At 74.9% G+C, this 14,868-nt stretch carries 12 protein-coding genes; 4 read left to right on the forward strand and 8 right to left on the reverse strand.

Going from position 1 to position 14,868, the window contains the following annotated elements:
- Window positions 1–72 precede the first annotated feature (72 nt).
- The 7 genes from mnhG to BLW47_RS08405 all read right to left on the reverse strand — a co-directional run bounded on the left by mnhG (window position 73) and on the right by BLW47_RS08405 (window position 6,966).
- A complete protein-coding gene (mnhG, locus tag BLW47_RS08375; RefSeq protein ID WP_091553883.1) occupies window positions 73–438 on the reverse strand; it encodes a monovalent cation/H(+) antiporter subunit G in 366 nt (121 codons plus the stop codon).
- Complete coding sequence (locus BLW47_RS08380) at window positions 435–746, reverse strand: MrpF/PhaF family protein (RefSeq protein ID WP_091553888.1); 312 nt, start codon at window positions 744–746, stop codon at window positions 435–437. Before BLW47_RS08380 ends, mnhG begins: the two co-directional genes overlap by 4 nt.
- Window positions 743–1,300, reverse strand: coding sequence for a Na+/H+ antiporter subunit E (locus BLW47_RS08385; protein WP_091553891.1), 558 nt, complete (start codon window positions 1,298–1,300; stop codon window positions 743–745). Before BLW47_RS08385 ends, BLW47_RS08380 begins: the two co-directional genes overlap by 4 nt.
- Entirely contained in the window at window positions 1,297–3,075 is a 1,779-nt protein-coding gene (locus BLW47_RS08390) for a Na+/H+ antiporter subunit D (RefSeq protein ID WP_091553895.1), read from the reverse strand. The genes BLW47_RS08385 and BLW47_RS08390 overlap by 4 nt, the downstream gene beginning before the upstream one ends.
- Complete coding sequence (locus tag BLW47_RS08395; protein WP_091553899.1) at window positions 3,072–3,536, reverse strand: Na(+)/H(+) antiporter subunit C; 465 nt, start codon at window positions 3,534–3,536, stop codon at window positions 3,072–3,074. Before BLW47_RS08395 ends, BLW47_RS08390 begins: the two co-directional genes overlap by 4 nt.
- A complete protein-coding gene (locus BLW47_RS08400) occupies window positions 3,533–6,364 on the reverse strand; it encodes a Na+/H+ antiporter subunit A (protein ID WP_091553902.1) in 2,832 nt (943 codons plus the stop codon). The genes BLW47_RS08395 and BLW47_RS08400 overlap by 4 nt, the downstream gene beginning before the upstream one ends.
- Window positions 6,365–6,609: 245 nt before the next feature.
- Window positions 6,610–6,966 (reverse strand): hypothetical protein, encoded by a 357-nt coding sequence (locus BLW47_RS08405; protein ID WP_091553907.1) that lies wholly within the window; start codon window positions 6,964–6,966, stop codon window positions 6,610–6,612.
- Window positions 6,967–7,130: 164 nt separating this feature from the next.
- Between BLW47_RS08405 and BLW47_RS08410 the strand changes: the two genes are divergently transcribed.
- Window positions 7,131–7,652, forward strand: a complete 522-nt coding sequence (locus BLW47_RS08410; RefSeq protein ID WP_091553910.1) for a GNAT family N-acetyltransferase — start codon at window positions 7,131–7,133, stop codon at window positions 7,650–7,652.
- 72 nt (window positions 7,653–7,724) lie between these two features.
- Here BLW47_RS08410 and BLW47_RS08415 read toward each other — a convergent pair whose 3' ends face one another.
- The gene (locus BLW47_RS08415; RefSeq protein ID WP_091553912.1) at window positions 7,725–8,093 is read right to left on the reverse strand and encodes a hypothetical protein; all 369 of its coding nucleotides are present in this window, start codon (window positions 8,091–8,093) and stop codon (window positions 7,725–7,727) included.
- Window positions 8,094–8,286: 193 nt separating this feature from the next.
- On the opposite strand from BLW47_RS08415, the gene BLW47_RS08420 reads away from it, so the two are divergent.
- From BLW47_RS08420 to BLW47_RS08430, 3 genes are all read left to right on the forward strand, one after another.
- Complete coding sequence (locus BLW47_RS08420; RefSeq protein WP_425435372.1) at window positions 8,287–12,873, forward strand: ATP-dependent helicase; 4,587 nt, start codon at window positions 8,287–8,289, stop codon at window positions 12,871–12,873.
- 356 nt (window positions 12,874–13,229) lie between these two features.
- The gene (locus BLW47_RS08425) at window positions 13,230–14,018 is read left to right on the forward strand and encodes an SAM hydrolase/SAM-dependent halogenase family protein (RefSeq protein WP_091553918.1); all 789 of its coding nucleotides are present in this window, start codon (window positions 13,230–13,232) and stop codon (window positions 14,016–14,018) included.
- A 33-nt stretch (window positions 14,019–14,051) separates the two neighbouring features.
- Window positions 14,052–14,846: a DNA-formamidopyrimidine glycosylase family protein gene (locus BLW47_RS08430; protein WP_091553922.1), complete on the forward strand. Its 795-nt coding sequence runs from the start codon at window positions 14,052–14,054 to the stop codon at window positions 14,844–14,846.
- Window positions 14,847–14,868 lie beyond the last annotated feature (22 nt).

The following is a 14,868-nucleotide window of genomic DNA, read 5'->3' on the forward strand; positions in this document are numbered from 1 at the left end:
GCTGGGTCCGGAGTGGACGGGCAATGGACAGACGTCGAATTCGTCAGATCATGGCGAATTTGCGGGCCGCGGTCACCCGAGCCGCGCCGCCGGGTCGCGTCCCCCGTCGGCCGCTTCCGCCGCCTCGTCCAGCAGCAGCAGATCCCGGCGGACCAGCTCCGAGCGGTACGCCGCCCGGCCGACCATGTGGGCGGCCACCGGCGCGGTGGCGAGCTGGAACACGGCGATCAGCAGCAGCGTGGTGATGTCGGCGCCGGTGCGCAGCCGGAAGCCGATCCCGGCGAGGATCAGCAGCAGGCCCAGCACCTGGGGCTTGGTCGCCGCGTGCATCCGGGAGAGCACATCGGGGAAGCGCACCAGTCCGATCGCGGCGATCAGGCTCAGCAGCGCCCCGGTGATCAGGCAGACCGCCGAGAGGACGTCGGCGACCCCGGTCACGGCCGCTCCCCCACCGTCTCGCGGCCTCCCCGCGCGTCGGTGTCCGGCCCGTCCGGCGGGCGTACGGCGAAGCGGACCACGCTCACCGAGCCGACGAAGCCGAGGATGGCGAGCACCACCAGGATCGGCAGCGTGGTGGCGTGCCGATTGAGCGCCGCCTCGGCGCCGAGCGCGGCCACGATCACCGCGAGCAGGACATCGGTGGCGACCACCCGGTCCAGCAGGGACGGTCCGCGCACGATGCGGACCAGGGTGAGCAGCGCGGCGGCCAGCAGCAGCGCGGCGACGGTCACGACGACGACGGTCATCGGGCGACTCCTCGATCGGTGGACGCGGCCTGCACCAGCCGCACTTCCTCGGCGGATCCCGTGGCGCGCACGATTCGCGCCTCCAGGGCCAGCACCTGCGCCCTGGCCCGTTCGACGTCCGCCCGGGCGCGCACGTCGAGCACGTGCACGTAGAGGGTGCCGGCCTCCCGGTCGACCTCGACGATCAGACTGCCCGGGACGAGCGACAACGCCTCCGCGGTCAGCGTGAGGTTGAGATCGGTGGGCACCCGGAGCGGCACCGCGATCACCGCGCTGCGCGGCTCACGCCCGAAACGCAGCGCCGACCACGCCACCTGCGCGCTGGCCGAGACCAGGTCCACCACGAACCGCGCCGCGAAGCGCAGCAGCGGCAGTGGGCGGAGCCGGCCCGAGAACGCCACCGCCGGCAGCGGGAAGACGACGAGGACGAGCGCCGCCACGGCGAGCCCGCCGAGCACGTTGCCGACGGTGAACTCACCGAACAGCAGGTTCCAGATCAGCACCAGCCAGACGACGGCCCCCAGTTGCCCACGCCACGGCGCACGGCTGCTCATCGGACCCCCTCCGGCGACAGGATCGCGTCGATGTACGGGACGCGGTCGGTGAGGTCGTGGGCGGCCCCGGTGCTGACGTCGAAGAGTGGACCGGCGACCAGGGTCAGCGCCAGGCCCAGCACGACCAGCGCCAACGTCGCCCCCACCATCAGCGGCGGGGTCGGCTCGGCGGCCACCGGCCCGGCGGACCGCTCCGTGGACGCGGCGTCGGCGGGCGGGACGCCCGGCGCGGACCGGCGCGACGGCTCGTCGGCGGGCGCGGACCGGGGCGACGGCGCTGCCGCGGCCACGGCCGCGGTGGACCGCGCGGGCACGGCCGCGGGGCCGGGCGCCGACCGCGGGGGCGCCGGGTCGACGGGCGCGGACGACGGTCCGGCGACCGCGCCGGGCGCGAGGGCGGGGTCGGCGGGGGCCGCCCCCGGGTCGGTGGGGGCGGGCGGGGCGTCGGGGAAGTCCGGCGGCGGCTTGCGCCAGAAGGCCAGGTTCCATACCCGCATGACGGCGTAGAGGGTGAGCAGGCTGGTCAGCGTGCCGCCGGCGACCACGGCCCAGGCCAGCCAGCCGCCGACGGCGACGCCGGCCTGCAGCAGGCCGAGCTTGCCGAGGAACCCGGAGAACGGTGGGATCCCGGCGAGGTTCAGCGCCGGCAGGAAGAAGAGCACGGCGAGGACCGGCGCGATCCGGGCCAGCCCGCCGAGCCGCTCCAGGTTGGTGCTGCCGCCGCGGCGCTCGACGAGCCCGGTCGCCAGGAAGAGCGTGGTCTGGATGGTGATGTGGTGGACCACGTAGTAGATCGCGCTGGCCAGCCCCGCGACCGTGGTCAACGCCACCCCGAAGATCAGATAACCGATGTGGCTGATCAGCGTGAACGACAGCATCCGCTTGATGTCGGACTGCGCGACCGCGCCCAGGATGCCGACCACCATGGTCAGCAGCGCCACCACCATCAGCCCGTCGGCGACCCGGCCGCCCGGGAAGAGCAGCGTCTCGGTCCGGATGATCGCGTAGACACCGACCTTGGTGAGCAGCCCGGCGAAGACCGCGGTCACCGGCGCCGGCGCGGTCGGATAGCTGTCCGGCAGCCACGCCGAGAGCGGGAAGACCGCCGCCTTGATGCCGAAGGCGAGCAGCAGCATCAGCTGCAGCACCAGCCGCAGGTCGTCGGGGAGCGCGTCGAGCCGGCCGGCGAGCTGGGCGAGGTTGAGCGTGCCGGTCGCCGCGTACACCAGGCCGATCGCGACCAGGAAGATCACCGACGACAGCAGGCTGACCACGACGTACGTCGTACCGGCCCGGATGCGCACCTCGGTGCCGCCGAGCGTGAGGAGCACGAAGCTCGCGGCGAGCAGGATCTCGAACCCCACGTAGAGGTTGAACAGGTCGCCGGAGAGGAACGCGTTCGTCACGCCCGCCGTGAGGATCAGGTAGCTCGGGTGGTAGATCGCGATCGGTGTCCCCTCGTCGCCGTCCGCCCGGCCCTCCCCGATGGAGTAGAGCAGCACGCAGAGCGTGACGGCGGTGGAGACGACCAGCATCAGCGCGGCGAGCTGGTCGGCGACGAGCACGATGCCCAGCGGCGCCGGCCAGCCGCCGACGGCGACGACCTGCGGGCCGTGCCGGTGCGCGGCGACCAGCAGCGCCAACGCCACCGCGAAGGTCACCGCGAGCACCGCGACGCTGATCGCGCGCTGCGCACGGGGCCGGCGGGCCAGCATCAGGGTCAGCGCCGCGCCGAGCAGGGGCAGCACGACGGGGAGCGGCACCAGATACGTCACGCGTTCCTCCCGACTGTTCCGAAGGCCGCCGCCGACGCGACCGCGTCGTCCGGGTCGCCGTCGCCCGCGTCGTCGCCACGGTCCGCCGCGTTCTGCGCCTCGTCGGCGAGCGCCCGCTCGACGATCCGCCGGTCCTCAAGGTCGTCCTGCACCTCGTCGTGCCCCAGCAGCAGCCAGCTCCGGTACGCCATGGCGAGCAGGAAGGCGGTCATGCCCAGCGTGATCACGATCGCGGTGAGGACCATCGCCTGCGGCAGCGGGTCGCTCATCTCCCCTTCCGGCGTGACGCCCACGATCGGCGCCCCGCCGGCCCGCCCGGCGACGAGGATGAGCAGGTTGGCCGCGTTGCCCAGCAGGATCACGCCGAGCACCACGCGGGTCAGGCTCCGTTCGAGCAGCAGCGTCACGCCGGCCGCCGAGAGCACCCCGATAACGACCACCAACACCAGGTTCGGACTCACACCAGTTCCTCCTGCCGGACATCGTCGGCGGTTGGTCGTTGCTCGTCGGCCTCGATGTGCCGGTCCACCTCGGCGCCCAGGCTGCGCAGGACGTCCAGCGCGAGACCGACGACGACCAGGTAGACCCCGACGTCGAAGAAGAGCGAGGTGACCACGTGCACCTTGCCGATCAACGGGAGATAGAGGTCGACGATCGCGCTCTGCAGCACCTCGCCGCCGAAGAGCATCGCGGTCACGCCGGTGCCGACCGAGAGGAACAGCCCGGCGCCGAGCACCAGCCCGGCGTCGACCGGGGCGGCCTCGTCGAGTTCGTGCCGCCCGCCGGCGAGGTAGCGCACCGCGAGCGCCAGGCCGGCGACGAGGCCGCCGGCGAAGCCGCCGCCGGGGGCGTTGTGCCCGGAGAACATCAGGTAGATCGAGAAGACCAGCATCGTGTGGAACAGCAGCCGCGTCACCACCTCGAAGATGATCGAGCGACGGCGCGTGTCGAGCGCGGGGCCGCCGCGCAGCCACTCCGGTTGCGGGCGGGGTGGCCGGACCGGCGGCTCCCCGCGACGCGGTCCCGGCCCGGTCCGGGGTCGCAGGAAGATCAGGCTGGCGACCCCGGTGGCGGCGACCACCAGCACCGCGATCTCCCCCATGGTGTCCCAGGCCCGGATGTCCACCAGGGTCACGTTGACCACGTTGCGCCCGCCGCCGTACGACACGGCCTGCTCGGGGAAGTCGACCGAGATCGGCACCGCCTGCCGGCCGCCGGCGGCGGCGAGCGCGAGCCCCGACATGACCAGCCCCACCGCGATTCCGATCGAGACCCGCAGCCACCGGCTGGAGCGCAGCGGCCGGGCGGAGAACTTCGCCGGCAGCCGGCGCAGCACCAGGACGAAAACGGCGATGGTGAGCGTCTCGACGAGGAACTGCGTCAGCGCCAGGTCCGGCGCGCCGTGCAGCACGAACATCAGCGCGGTGCCGTACCCGGTCACCCCGGCGAGCACGGTGGCGGCGAGCCGGCGCTGGGTCCGCACCGCGGCCACCGCCGCGGCGGCCAGCACGACCCCGACCAGCAGCTGCGCCGGGGTGTCCCACCACTGCACCCGCTCGGGCCACGGCGCTCCGATCAGCAGCGCGCCACCGGGGAGCACCACCAGGACGAGCAGGATGATGCCGAGGTACTGCGGCAGCGAGCCGCGCTGGGTGGCGCCGGTGACCTCCACGGAGAGCCGGTCGAGCGCGTGGGTGAGGCGGCCGTACACGGTGGCGCCGTTGACCGGCGCGCGCAGCCGCTCCTGCGCGGGGCGCAGCCGCTCGCGCAGCGCGAACAGCAACGCGCCGCCGGCGAGCGCGAGCAGCGACAGGCCGAGCGCCGGGGTGGGGCCGTGCCAGAGCGCCAGGTGCGCGCCGGTCGCGCCGAACAGCGCCGGGTACGGCGCAAGCAGCCGGTCGACGACGCCGGCCAGCGGCCCGAGCAGCAGTCCGAGTCCGGCCAGCAGCGCGGGCGGGGCGAGGAACGCGACGCCGACCGGCCGGGTCGCGGTCGGCTCGACGCCCGGCTTGTCGGCGAACGCGCCCCACAGGAAGCGCAGGCTGTAGGCGGTGGTGAGCACGGCCCCCAGCACGATCGCGGCCAGCACCGCGGGGTCGTCGGCGAACGCCTGCAGGATCGCCTCCTTGCCGACGAACCCGAACAGCGGCGGCACGCCGGCCATCGAGGCGGCGGCGAGCGCCGCGGTGACCGCCACGCCGGGCATGCGGCGCCGCAGGCCGCTCAGTTCGTGCAGGTCGCGGGTGCCGGCGCGGCGGTCGATGATCCCGACGATCAGGAAGAGCGCCGCCTTGAACAGGGCGTGTGCCAGCAGCATCGCGGCCCCGGCGAGCGCGGCGTCGCGGGTGCCGGCGCCGGTCACCAGCACCAGCAGCCCGAGCTGGCTCACCGTGCCGTACGCCAGCAGCAGCTTGAGGTCGCTCTGCCGCAGCGCGGCCCACCCGCCGAACAGCATGGTGACGGCGCCGGCGACCATCGCCAGCAGCGACCACGTCGGCTGGCCGCCGAACGCCGGCGCCAGCAGCGCGACCAGGTAGACCCCGGCCTTGACCATCGCGGCGGCGTGCAGGTAGGCGCTGACCGGGGTGGGCGCGGCCATCGCGGCGGGGAGCCAGAAGCTGAACGGGAAGATCGCCGACTTGGCGAGCGCGCCGAGCAGGATCAGCACGAGCGCGACGCCGAGGTACGCGCCGCCGGGCAGCTCCCCGGCGATGATCTCGGACCAGCGGTAGGTGCCGGCGTGCTCGCCGAGCATGATGAAGCCGACCAGCATCGCGAGGCCGCCCAGGGTGGTCACGATGAGCGCCTGAGCGGCGGCCCGCCGGCTCGCCCGCTTCTCCGTGTTCTGCCCGATCAGCAGGTACGAGAAGACGGTGGTCAGCTCCCAGAAGATGTAGAGCAGGATGAGGTCGTCGGCGACCACGAGCCCGTGCATCGCGCCGGCGAAGGCGACGAAGACCGCGGCGAAGCGGCCGAGCCCGGGCTCGTCGGCCCGGAAGTACCGGGCGCAGTACGCCAGCACCAGCGCCCCGACGCCGCCGACCAGCAGCAGCATCAGCCAGGAGAGCGTGGACATCCGCAGGGCGAGTTCCAGGCGCAGCTGCGGCACCCACGGGTACGTCTCCACGACCGCGCCGCCGCCGCGTACCGCCGGCGTGTGCGCGACCGCCCAGGCGACCGCCGCGGCCGGGGCGGCCGCCAACAGGTAGAAGGCGCGCGGACCCCACCACCGGACCAGCGCCGGCGCGGCGAGCGCCGTGACCATGTAGAGGGTCAGCAGTACCAGCACCTGGACTCCAGATAGGCGTCATCGCAGGCCGGCCGGTTGGCGGGTCTGCGGGATCGACAGGGATCGGGACGGCGCGCGCGGTGCCGCGACGGCCGCGCACGCGCCGCCGGAGCGGATCTGCGGTGCGGCGTGGCGCGGGTCAGTGGTGCGGCGCGACGCGGGTAACCGTTACCCGGCGAGGGCGGCAGTCAGTCGCCACGGCGGGCGTCGCACGCATCACTCATTCCGGGCGCTCGGCGGGGCGCTCAGGCGGCCGGCGGGGCGCGGCTGCCGTGCCGGCGGGCCGGCGCCGAGCGCCGCGACTCGTCGTAGCCCTCGATCGCGGTCGCGGCGGCGTCGTCGACCTCCACCACGGACGGACGGGACGCCGTCGCGGCGGGCGGGATCTCCGGTCGCGGCAACTCCTCGTCGCCGCGCTGCCTGGCCGCGCCGTCGGCGTCGGACTCGTCGGCGATGCCGCGCCCGACCGAGGGGGTCGGGGGCACCAGGGCGGCGCCGATCGACGCGTGGGCGGTCGCGATGGCGCCGGCCGGCACGGCGACCGAGGTGGCGCCGTGAATCGACGTGACCGTGAGGATGGCGAGCAGGACGGCGGCCAGCAAACGACCTTTCGGCCGGTGACCACTCTGCCCGCTGCGCAATCCGCCTCCTCCGCTCGCTTCCGCCGTAACCCTATCGGTTTGGGGTGGTCAGAAGCCATCGACTCCCGAAATTGTAAGCGCCTTAACCATCTCCAGTCGTTACGTACGGGTTACGCTTCCCCGTCATGAACGCCGATATCGCCGAGCCGCGCACCGCGCGACTGGTCCTGCGCCGCCCCGTCCCGTCGGACCTCGACGCGGTGCACGAGGTGCACGGCGACCCGGCGACGAACCGCCACAACCCGTCGGGGCCGACCACACTGGAGGGCAGCCGGCGGCTGCTCGCGGAGTGGATCGCGCACTGGGAGCGACACGGCTTCGGCTACTGGACGGTGCGGCGCGCCGAGGATGGCGCGGTGCTGGGCTTCGGCGGCGTCCGGCACAAGGACCTCGACGGCGAGCCGGTGCTGAACCTCTACTACCGGTTCAGCCCGCGCGCATGGGGTCAGGGCTACGCAGTCGAGCTGGCACGCGCGGCGGTCGCGTTCGGACGCGCGCTCGGCGGCCCACCGGTGGTCGCGCTGATCAACCTGACCAACGAGCCGTCGCGGCGGGTCGCGGAACGGGCCGGCCTGGTCGCCGCGGAGATCATCGAGTACGAGGGCGCGCTCTCACCGGTCTATCGGCTGCCCGACGCCACCCCATGATCGCCTGCGGCCGAGCCACTGCACCACGACCCCGTCCACACCGACACCCGGCCCGGTCGCGGAACTCACGGGTCACACCGTGTGCAGAAGCCCTTGATCGACGGGGGCGGCGGGCGCGTCGGTGACCACCAGATCAGGGCGGTGCAGGTGCAGCGCGATCTCGTTGACCATGCGCTGGTCCGCGCTGAGCGGCCGACCGCCGCGCCGGCCGTTGCGGCCCTCGCGCAGCACGAAGCGGTGCACACCCGCGCGCACCCGCGCCCGATCGACGGCGCTGGCCCGGGTGGTCGCGACGACCAGGTCGCGCAGCGCGGCGGCCAGCTGCTCGGCGAGCACGAGCTCCGCCCCGCGACAGCGGGTACGCAAAATGGCCAGCTGGCTGTCGATCAGCCGCACCAGCACGTCGGTGTCGTGCTGAAACCCCCGCTCAACCCCGGCCATTCCGGTCCCTTTCGTAAAGACCCGGCGTTAAGGGCGAAGCTAGCCCATGCTTCGCAATACCGGCAAGTACTTAGATGTCATGATCCGTATCGACGTCGCGTCGCCGTACTGAAGAATTAACCTGCGGCGTTATGTCCGACACGCGTTTCGCGCGCTGTCGTACCCAGCGGGCAGGATTGAAGGCGTGGCCGACGTGCTGGAGCAGTTCGGGGTGGCGACGCGGGAGTGGTTCCGCGCCGCCTTCGCCGCGCCCACCGACGCCCAGGCCGGCGCGTGGCGGGCGATCGGCGCCGGGCGTAACGCGCTGGTCGTCGCGCCGACCGGCTCCGGCAAGACCCTCGCGGCCTTCCTCTGGTCGCTGGACCGGCTCGCCCGCGAACCCGCGCCGGCCCAGCCGCGGCAGCGCTGCCGGGTGCTCTACGTCAGCCCGCTCAAGGCGCTCGCCGTCGACGTCGAGCGCAACCTGCGCGCGCCCCTCGCCGGCATCCGGCACGCCGCCACCCGGCTGGGCATCCCCGAGCCGGAGATCACCGTCGGCATGCGGACCGGCGACACCCCCGCCGACGAGCGGCGAGCGTTCACCCGGACCCCGCCCGACATCCTGATCACCACGCCGGAGTCGCTGTTCCTGCTGCTCACCTCGGCGGCCCGGGAGTCGCTGCGCGGGGTCGAGACGGTGATCGTCGACGAGGTCCACGCGGTCGCCGCCACCAAGCGCGGCGCCCACCTGGCGCTCTCCCTGGAGCGCCTCGACGCGTTGCTGCCCCGGCCGGCGCAGCGCATCGGGCTCTCCGCCACGGTCCGGCCGATCGACGAGACGGCCCGCTTCCTGGGCGGCGCGCACCCGGTGGAGATCGTGCAGCCCCCCGCCGCCAAGACGATCGAGGTCACCGTCGAGGTCCCGGTCGAGGACATGACGCGCCTCGACGAGCGGGACGGTCCGAGCGACGACGACCTCGGCGGGCCGCGCCGCCCGTCGATCTGGCCCGCGGTCGAGGAGCGGGTCTACGACCTGATCCACGCCCACCGGTCCACGATCGTGTTCACCAACTCCCGCCGCAGCGCGGAGCGGCTCTGCGCCCGCCTCAACGAACTGGCCGTCGAGCGCGCCGCGCCCGACGCCCCGGCGCCGCCCGGCCCGGGCCCCCGCGGCGCGCCACCGACCGGTTCGCGCTCCACGGCGCCCGGCGGGATGCCCGCCGAGATCATGGCGCAGGCCGACGCGGCCGCCGGCGCCGCGCCGGTGATCGCCCGGGCGCATCACGGCAGCGTGTCGCGGGAGGAGCGCAAGCACATCGAGGAGGCGCTCAAGTCCGGTCAGCTGCCGGCCGTGGTCGCCACCTCCAGCCTGGAGCTCGGCATCGACATGGGCGCCGTCGACCTGGTCGTGCAGGTCGAGGCGCCGCCGAGCGTCGCCGCCGGGCTGCAGCGCGTCGGCCGCGCCGGCCACCAGGTCGGCGCGGTCTCCCGGGGCGTGGTCTTCCCGAAGCACCGGGGCGACCTGCTCTCCTGCGCGGTCGTCGCGGGGCGGATGACCGACGGCGCGATCGAGGAGCTGCGTTACCCGCGCAACCCGCTGGACGTCCTCGCCCAGCAGATCGTCGCGATGGTCTCGCTCGACGAGTGGCGCGTCGCCGAACTGGCCGTGCTGGTCCGCCGGGCGGCGCCCTTCGCCGAGCTGCCCGACTCGGCGCTGCACGCGGTCCTCGACATGCTCTCCGGGCGCTACCCGTCCACCGCCTTCGCCGAGCTGCGTCCCCGACTGGTCTGGGACCGCGCCGCCGACCTGCTGACCGGCCGGCCCGGCGCGCAACGCCTCGCCGTCACCAGCGGCGGGACCATCCCCGACCGCGGCATGTTCGGGGTCTTCCTGGCCGGGGCGGAGCGCGCGGCCCGGGTCGGCGAGCTCGATGAGGAGATGGTCTACGAGTCCCGGGTCGGCGACGTCTTCCTGCTCGGCTCCACGTCGTGGCGGATCGAGGACATCACCCCCGACCGCGTGCTGGTCTCCCCGGCGCCGGGGCAGGCGGCCCGGATGCCGTTCTGGAAGGGCGACCAGCTGGGCCGCCCGGTCGAGCTCGGTCGCGCGATCGGGGCGCGGCTGCGGGCCATCGCCCGCCAGGACGACGAGGCGGCGACGGCCACGCTGCGCGCGGGCGGTCTGGACGACTGGGCCGCCGGCAACCTGGTGGCGTACGTCCGGGAGCAGCGGGAGGCGACCCGGTCCCTGCCCGACGACCGCACCGTCGTGGTGGAACGCTTCCGCGACGAGCTCGGCGACTGGCGGCTGGCCGTCCACTGTGTTCTCGGGGCCCGGATCAACGGCCCGTGGGCGCTCGCGATCGGGCGCCGGCTGGCCGAGCGCTACGGCGTGGACGCCCAGGTGATGCCGGCCGACGACGGCATCGTGGTGCGGCTGCCCGACACGGCCGAGGAGCCGCCCGGCGCCGACGTGGTGGCGTTCGACCCGGACGAGATCGCCCAGATCGTCGAGGAGTCGGTCGGGACCTCCGCGCTGTTCGCGTCGCGTTTCCGCGAGTGCGCGGCCCGGGCGCTGCTGTTGCCGCGCCGCGACCCGCGCCGCCGGCAGCCGCTCTGGCAGCAGCGACAGCGCGCCGCGCAGCTACTCGACGTCGCCCGCGAGTACGCCGACTTCCCGGTCACCCTCGAGGCCGCCCGGGAGTGTCTGCAGGACGTCTTCGACCTGCCCGGTCTCGCCGCGCTGATGCGTGACCTGGCCGCCCGCAAGGTGCGCCTGGTCGAGGTCGAGACCCCGCGGCCGTCGCCGTTCGCCCGGTCGCTGCTCTTCGGCTACGTCGGCGCCTTCCTCTACGAGGGCGACGCGCCGCTCGCCGAGCGCCGCGCCGCCGCCCTCGCCCTGGACTCCGCGCTCCTCGGCGAGCTGCTCGGCCGCGTCGACCTGCGCGAGCTGCTCGACCCCGCCGTGGTCACCGAGACCGAGCGACAGTTGCAGTGGCTGACCGAGCAACGTCGACCGCGTGACGCCGAGGACGTGGTCGAGCTGCTGCGCCTGCTCGGCGACCTGTCGACCGCGGAGCTGGCCGAACGCGGCGCGGACGCCGCCTGGCTGACCGAGCTGGAGACGGCGCGACGCGCGGTACGGGTGCGCATCGCCGGCGAGGAGCGGTGGATCGGCGTCGAGGACGCGGGCCGGGTCCGCGACGCGCTCGGCGTCGCGCTCCCGGTCGGACTCGCCCGGGCGTACGTCGAACCGGTCGCCGATCCGCTCGGCGACCTGGTCGCCCGCTATGCCCGCACGCACGGCCCGTTCGCGGCGGCCACCTGCGCCGCCCGGCTGGGGCTCGGGGTCTTCGTCGTCGAGCAGGCGCTGCGCCGGCTCTCCGCGACCGGCCGCGTGGTCTCCGGGGAGTTCTCGCCCGGCGGCGCCGGCACCGAGTGGTGCGACGCCGAGGTGCTCCGGATGCTGCGCCGCCGGTCGCTGGCGGCGCTGCGCCGCGAGATCGAGCCGGTGCCGCCCCGGGTGCTGGCCCGGTTTCTCGCCCGCTGGCAGCAGCTCGGTTCGTCGAGCCGGGGCGTCGAGGCCGTCGCGGCGGTTGTTGATCAGTTGCAGGGCGCGGCGGTCCCGGCGTCGGCGCTGGAGCGGCTGGTGTTGCCGAACCGGGTCGCCGACTACTCTCCCGCCTACCTCGACGAGCTCTGCGCGAGCGGAGAGCTGGTCTGGGCCGGCTCCGGTTCGATCTCCGGCGGCGACGGCTGGGTCACGCTGGCGTGGGCCGACGCCGCGCCGCTGCTGCTGCCCGTCCCCGACGATGCCCTCGCGCTGACGCCGTTGCACGAGGCGGTCCTCGACGCGCTCGACGGCGGCCAGGCGATGTTCTTCCGGTCGCTGTCCGACCGGGTCGGCGCCACCGACGACGCCGCGCTGGCCGCCGCGATCTGGGATCTGGTCTGGGCGGGCTGGCTGACCAACGACACGCTCGCCCCGCTGCGCGCGGTGCTCGGCGGTGGCGGCGCCCACCGCGCGAAGACGGGCGCGGCGCCGCGGACGCGGTTCCGTCGCCCGGGCCGGGTCGCGCTGCCGTCCCGGACCGGCCCACCGACCGTCGCCGGGCGCTGGTCGCGGCTGCCCGGCCGGGACGCCGACCCCACCCGGCGGGCCGCCGCGCTCGCCGACGCCCTGCTCGAACGGCACGGCGTGGTCACCCGGGGCGCCGTCGTCGCCGAGGGCGTCGGCGGCGGCTTCGCCGCGGTCTACCCGGTGCTCGCCGCGTTGGAGGAACGGGGCGCGGCGCGACGCGGCTACTTCGTCGAGGGGCTGGGGGCGGCGCAGTTCGCGGTGCCCGGCGCGGTCGACCGGCTGCGCGCCCTGAGCGAGCCCGTAGACGCGGGCCGGCACGCCGGCGGATCGGCGCTGGTGCTCGCCGCCACCGACCCGGCCAATCCGTACGGCGCGGCGCTGCCGTGGCCGGAGCGGGTGGTCGACTCGGGCGACGGCCGAACGAGCGCGGCGACGGGGCACCGGGCGGGCCGCAAGGCCGGCGCCCTGGTCGTGCTCGTCTCCGGCGAGCTGACGCTCTACGTGGAGCGCGGCGGGCGCACGCTGTTGTCCTTCGTGGATGACGACGACGCGCTGGCGCTGGCGGCGAAGGCCCTGGCCGACGCGGTGCATTCGGGCGCCCTGGGGGCGATCTCGGTGGAGCGCGCCGACGGCGAGGGCGTCCACACCTCGCCGCTGCGCGACGCGCTGACCGCCGCCGGCTTCCGCGCCACGCCGCGCGGGCTCCGCCTGCGCGGCTGAGCACGCCCCCCGGACACGCGTCGGCGTCGCGAACGGTCGGCGTCGGTCCACCGTCGGGCCGGCTCGAGCAGCGGGCGAAAATCGTGGCGCTGCGCTGCGTCCCTCCCGGCGAAGGTGTCGCTCCGCCCACCTTTGCTCTGCTTACCCATGCGATACACCCGGCGTCCGATAACCGGACACCCGCCGCTTCCCACGGGTAAGCAGAGCAAAGCGTGGGGCCCCCATGGTCGGTCCGGGCGCGGGCGGGCGGCCGGCGTCGACGGGGTGCGCCACGGCCCGGGCCGGGACGCGGCAAGGAGGACAACGCCACGGCGTCGGCGGGGCACGGGTGGAGCGATCACGCTAGCGTTCCGGGCATGGCCCGCTACGAATGGATCAGCTTCACGACCGACTACGGGCTCTCCGACGGCTTCGTGGCCGCCTGTCACGGGGCGATCGCCCGGACCGCCCCCACCGTGCGGGTCATCGACGTCACCCACGCGGTGCGGCCCGGCGACGTGGCCCGCGGGGCGGCCGTGCTGGCGCAGACCGCGCCGCACCTGCCGCCCGCCGTGCACCTCGCGGTCGTCGACCCCGGGGTCGGCACCGCGCGGCGCGGCATCGCGCTCCGTACCCCGAACGGCCTGCTGGTCGGCCCGGACAACGGGCTCCTGATCTGGGCGGCGGAGTCGCTCGGCGGCGTCGCGGCCGCGGTCGAGCTGACGAACCCGCGGTGGTTCGCGCCCGAGGTGTCCCGCACCTTCCACGGCCGCGACATCTTCGCGCCCGTCGCGGCCCGGCTCGCGGCCGGCGCGGAACTCGCCGACGCGGGCCCCGCCGTCGCCCCCTCGACCCTGGTGCGCCTCCCCGACCCGGTGGTCACCGTCGGCGACGGCTGGCTGGAGGCCGAGGTGCTGACCGTGGACCGTTTCGGCAACGTGCAGCTCGCCGCGCCCGGGGAGCTGCTCGACGCGCTCGGTCCGCTTCTCGACGTCGGCGGCGTACGCGCGGTGCGCGGCGCGACCTTCGGCGCCACCCCGGTCGGCGGACTCGTGGTCTTCGTCGACTCGGCCGGGCGGGTCGCGGTCGCGGTCAACAGCGGGCGCGCCGCGGTCGTGCTCGGCGTGCGCCCCGGCGACCTCGTCCGGGTGGCGACCGCGGAATGAGCCGACGGCCGGGCGTCGAGGCAGGATGGACGCGTGCCTGAGGGGGACACCGTCTGGAACACCGCCCGCGTGCTGCACCGCGCGCTCGCCGGCGGCCGGCTCACCGCGTCGGATTTCCGGGTGCCGCAGCTGGCCGCGACCGATCTCACCGGCTGGACCGTGCGGGAGGCCGCGAGCCGGGGCAAGCACCTGCTGCTGCGGCTGCGCGAGCCGGAGGGCGAGCGGGGCTGGACACTCCATTCACACCTGCGGATGGAGGGCGCCTGGCGGACGTACGCGCCGGGTGAGCGGTGGGCGGCGCGCCCGGCGCACCACATCCGGGCGGTGCTGCGGACCGCCGAGGCGGTGGCGGTCGGCTACCACCTGCACGAGCTGGCGCTGGTGCCGACCCCGGAGGAGAAGACGCTGGTCGGGCATCTCGGCCCGGACCTGCTGGGACCGGACTGGGACCCGGCGGAGGCGACGCGGCGGCTGGCGGCGCGTCCGCGGGAGACGATCGCGGAGGCGCTGCTCGACCAGCGCAACCTGGCCGGGGTGGGCAACCTGTACAAGGCGGAGACGCTGTTCCTGCGCGGGGTGTGGCCGTGGACGCCGGTCGCGGAGGTCACCGACCTGCCGGCGATGGTCGCGTTGGCGCAGCGCCTGGTCGCGTCGAACCGCGGCCGCTGGACCCAGACCACCACCGGCTCGCTGCGCAAGGGCGAGACGACCTACGTGTACGGCCGTCGCGCCCACCCCTGCCGGCGGTGCGGCACCGCGATCGAGAAGGCCGATCAGGGCGAACGGATCACGTTCTGGTGCCCGACCTGCCAGCCCCGCCGCCGATGATCGGCCGCCGGCGGCGCGTCAG

The sequence above is a fragment of the Micromonospora pattaloongensis genome (genome assembly GCF_900107255.1).
Taxonomy (GTDB): Bacteria; Actinomycetota; Actinomycetes; order Mycobacteriales; family Micromonosporaceae; genus Micromonospora_I; species Micromonospora_I pattaloongensis.

Bases quoted from the DNA above. Each gene is read 5' to 3' on its own strand.
- BLW47_RS08410 (WP_091553910.1), top strand. From the start codon at position 7,131: ATGAACGCCGATATCGCCGAGCCGCGCACCGCGCGACTGGTCCTGCGC.
- BLW47_RS08380 (WP_091553888.1), bottom strand. From the start codon at position 746: ATGACCGTCGTCGTCGTGACCGTCGCCGCGCTGCTGCTGGCCGCCGCG.
- BLW47_RS08425 (WP_091553918.1), top strand. From the start codon at position 13,230: ATGGCCCGCTACGAATGGATCAGCTTCACGACCGACTACGGGCTCTCC.
- BLW47_RS08415 (WP_091553912.1), bottom strand. From the start codon at position 8,093: ATGGCCGGGGTTGAGCGGGGGTTTCAGCACGACACCGACGTGCTGGTG.
- BLW47_RS08385 (WP_091553891.1), bottom strand. From the start codon at position 1,300: ATGAGCAGCCGTGCGCCGTGGCGTGGGCAACTGGGGGCCGTCGTCTGG.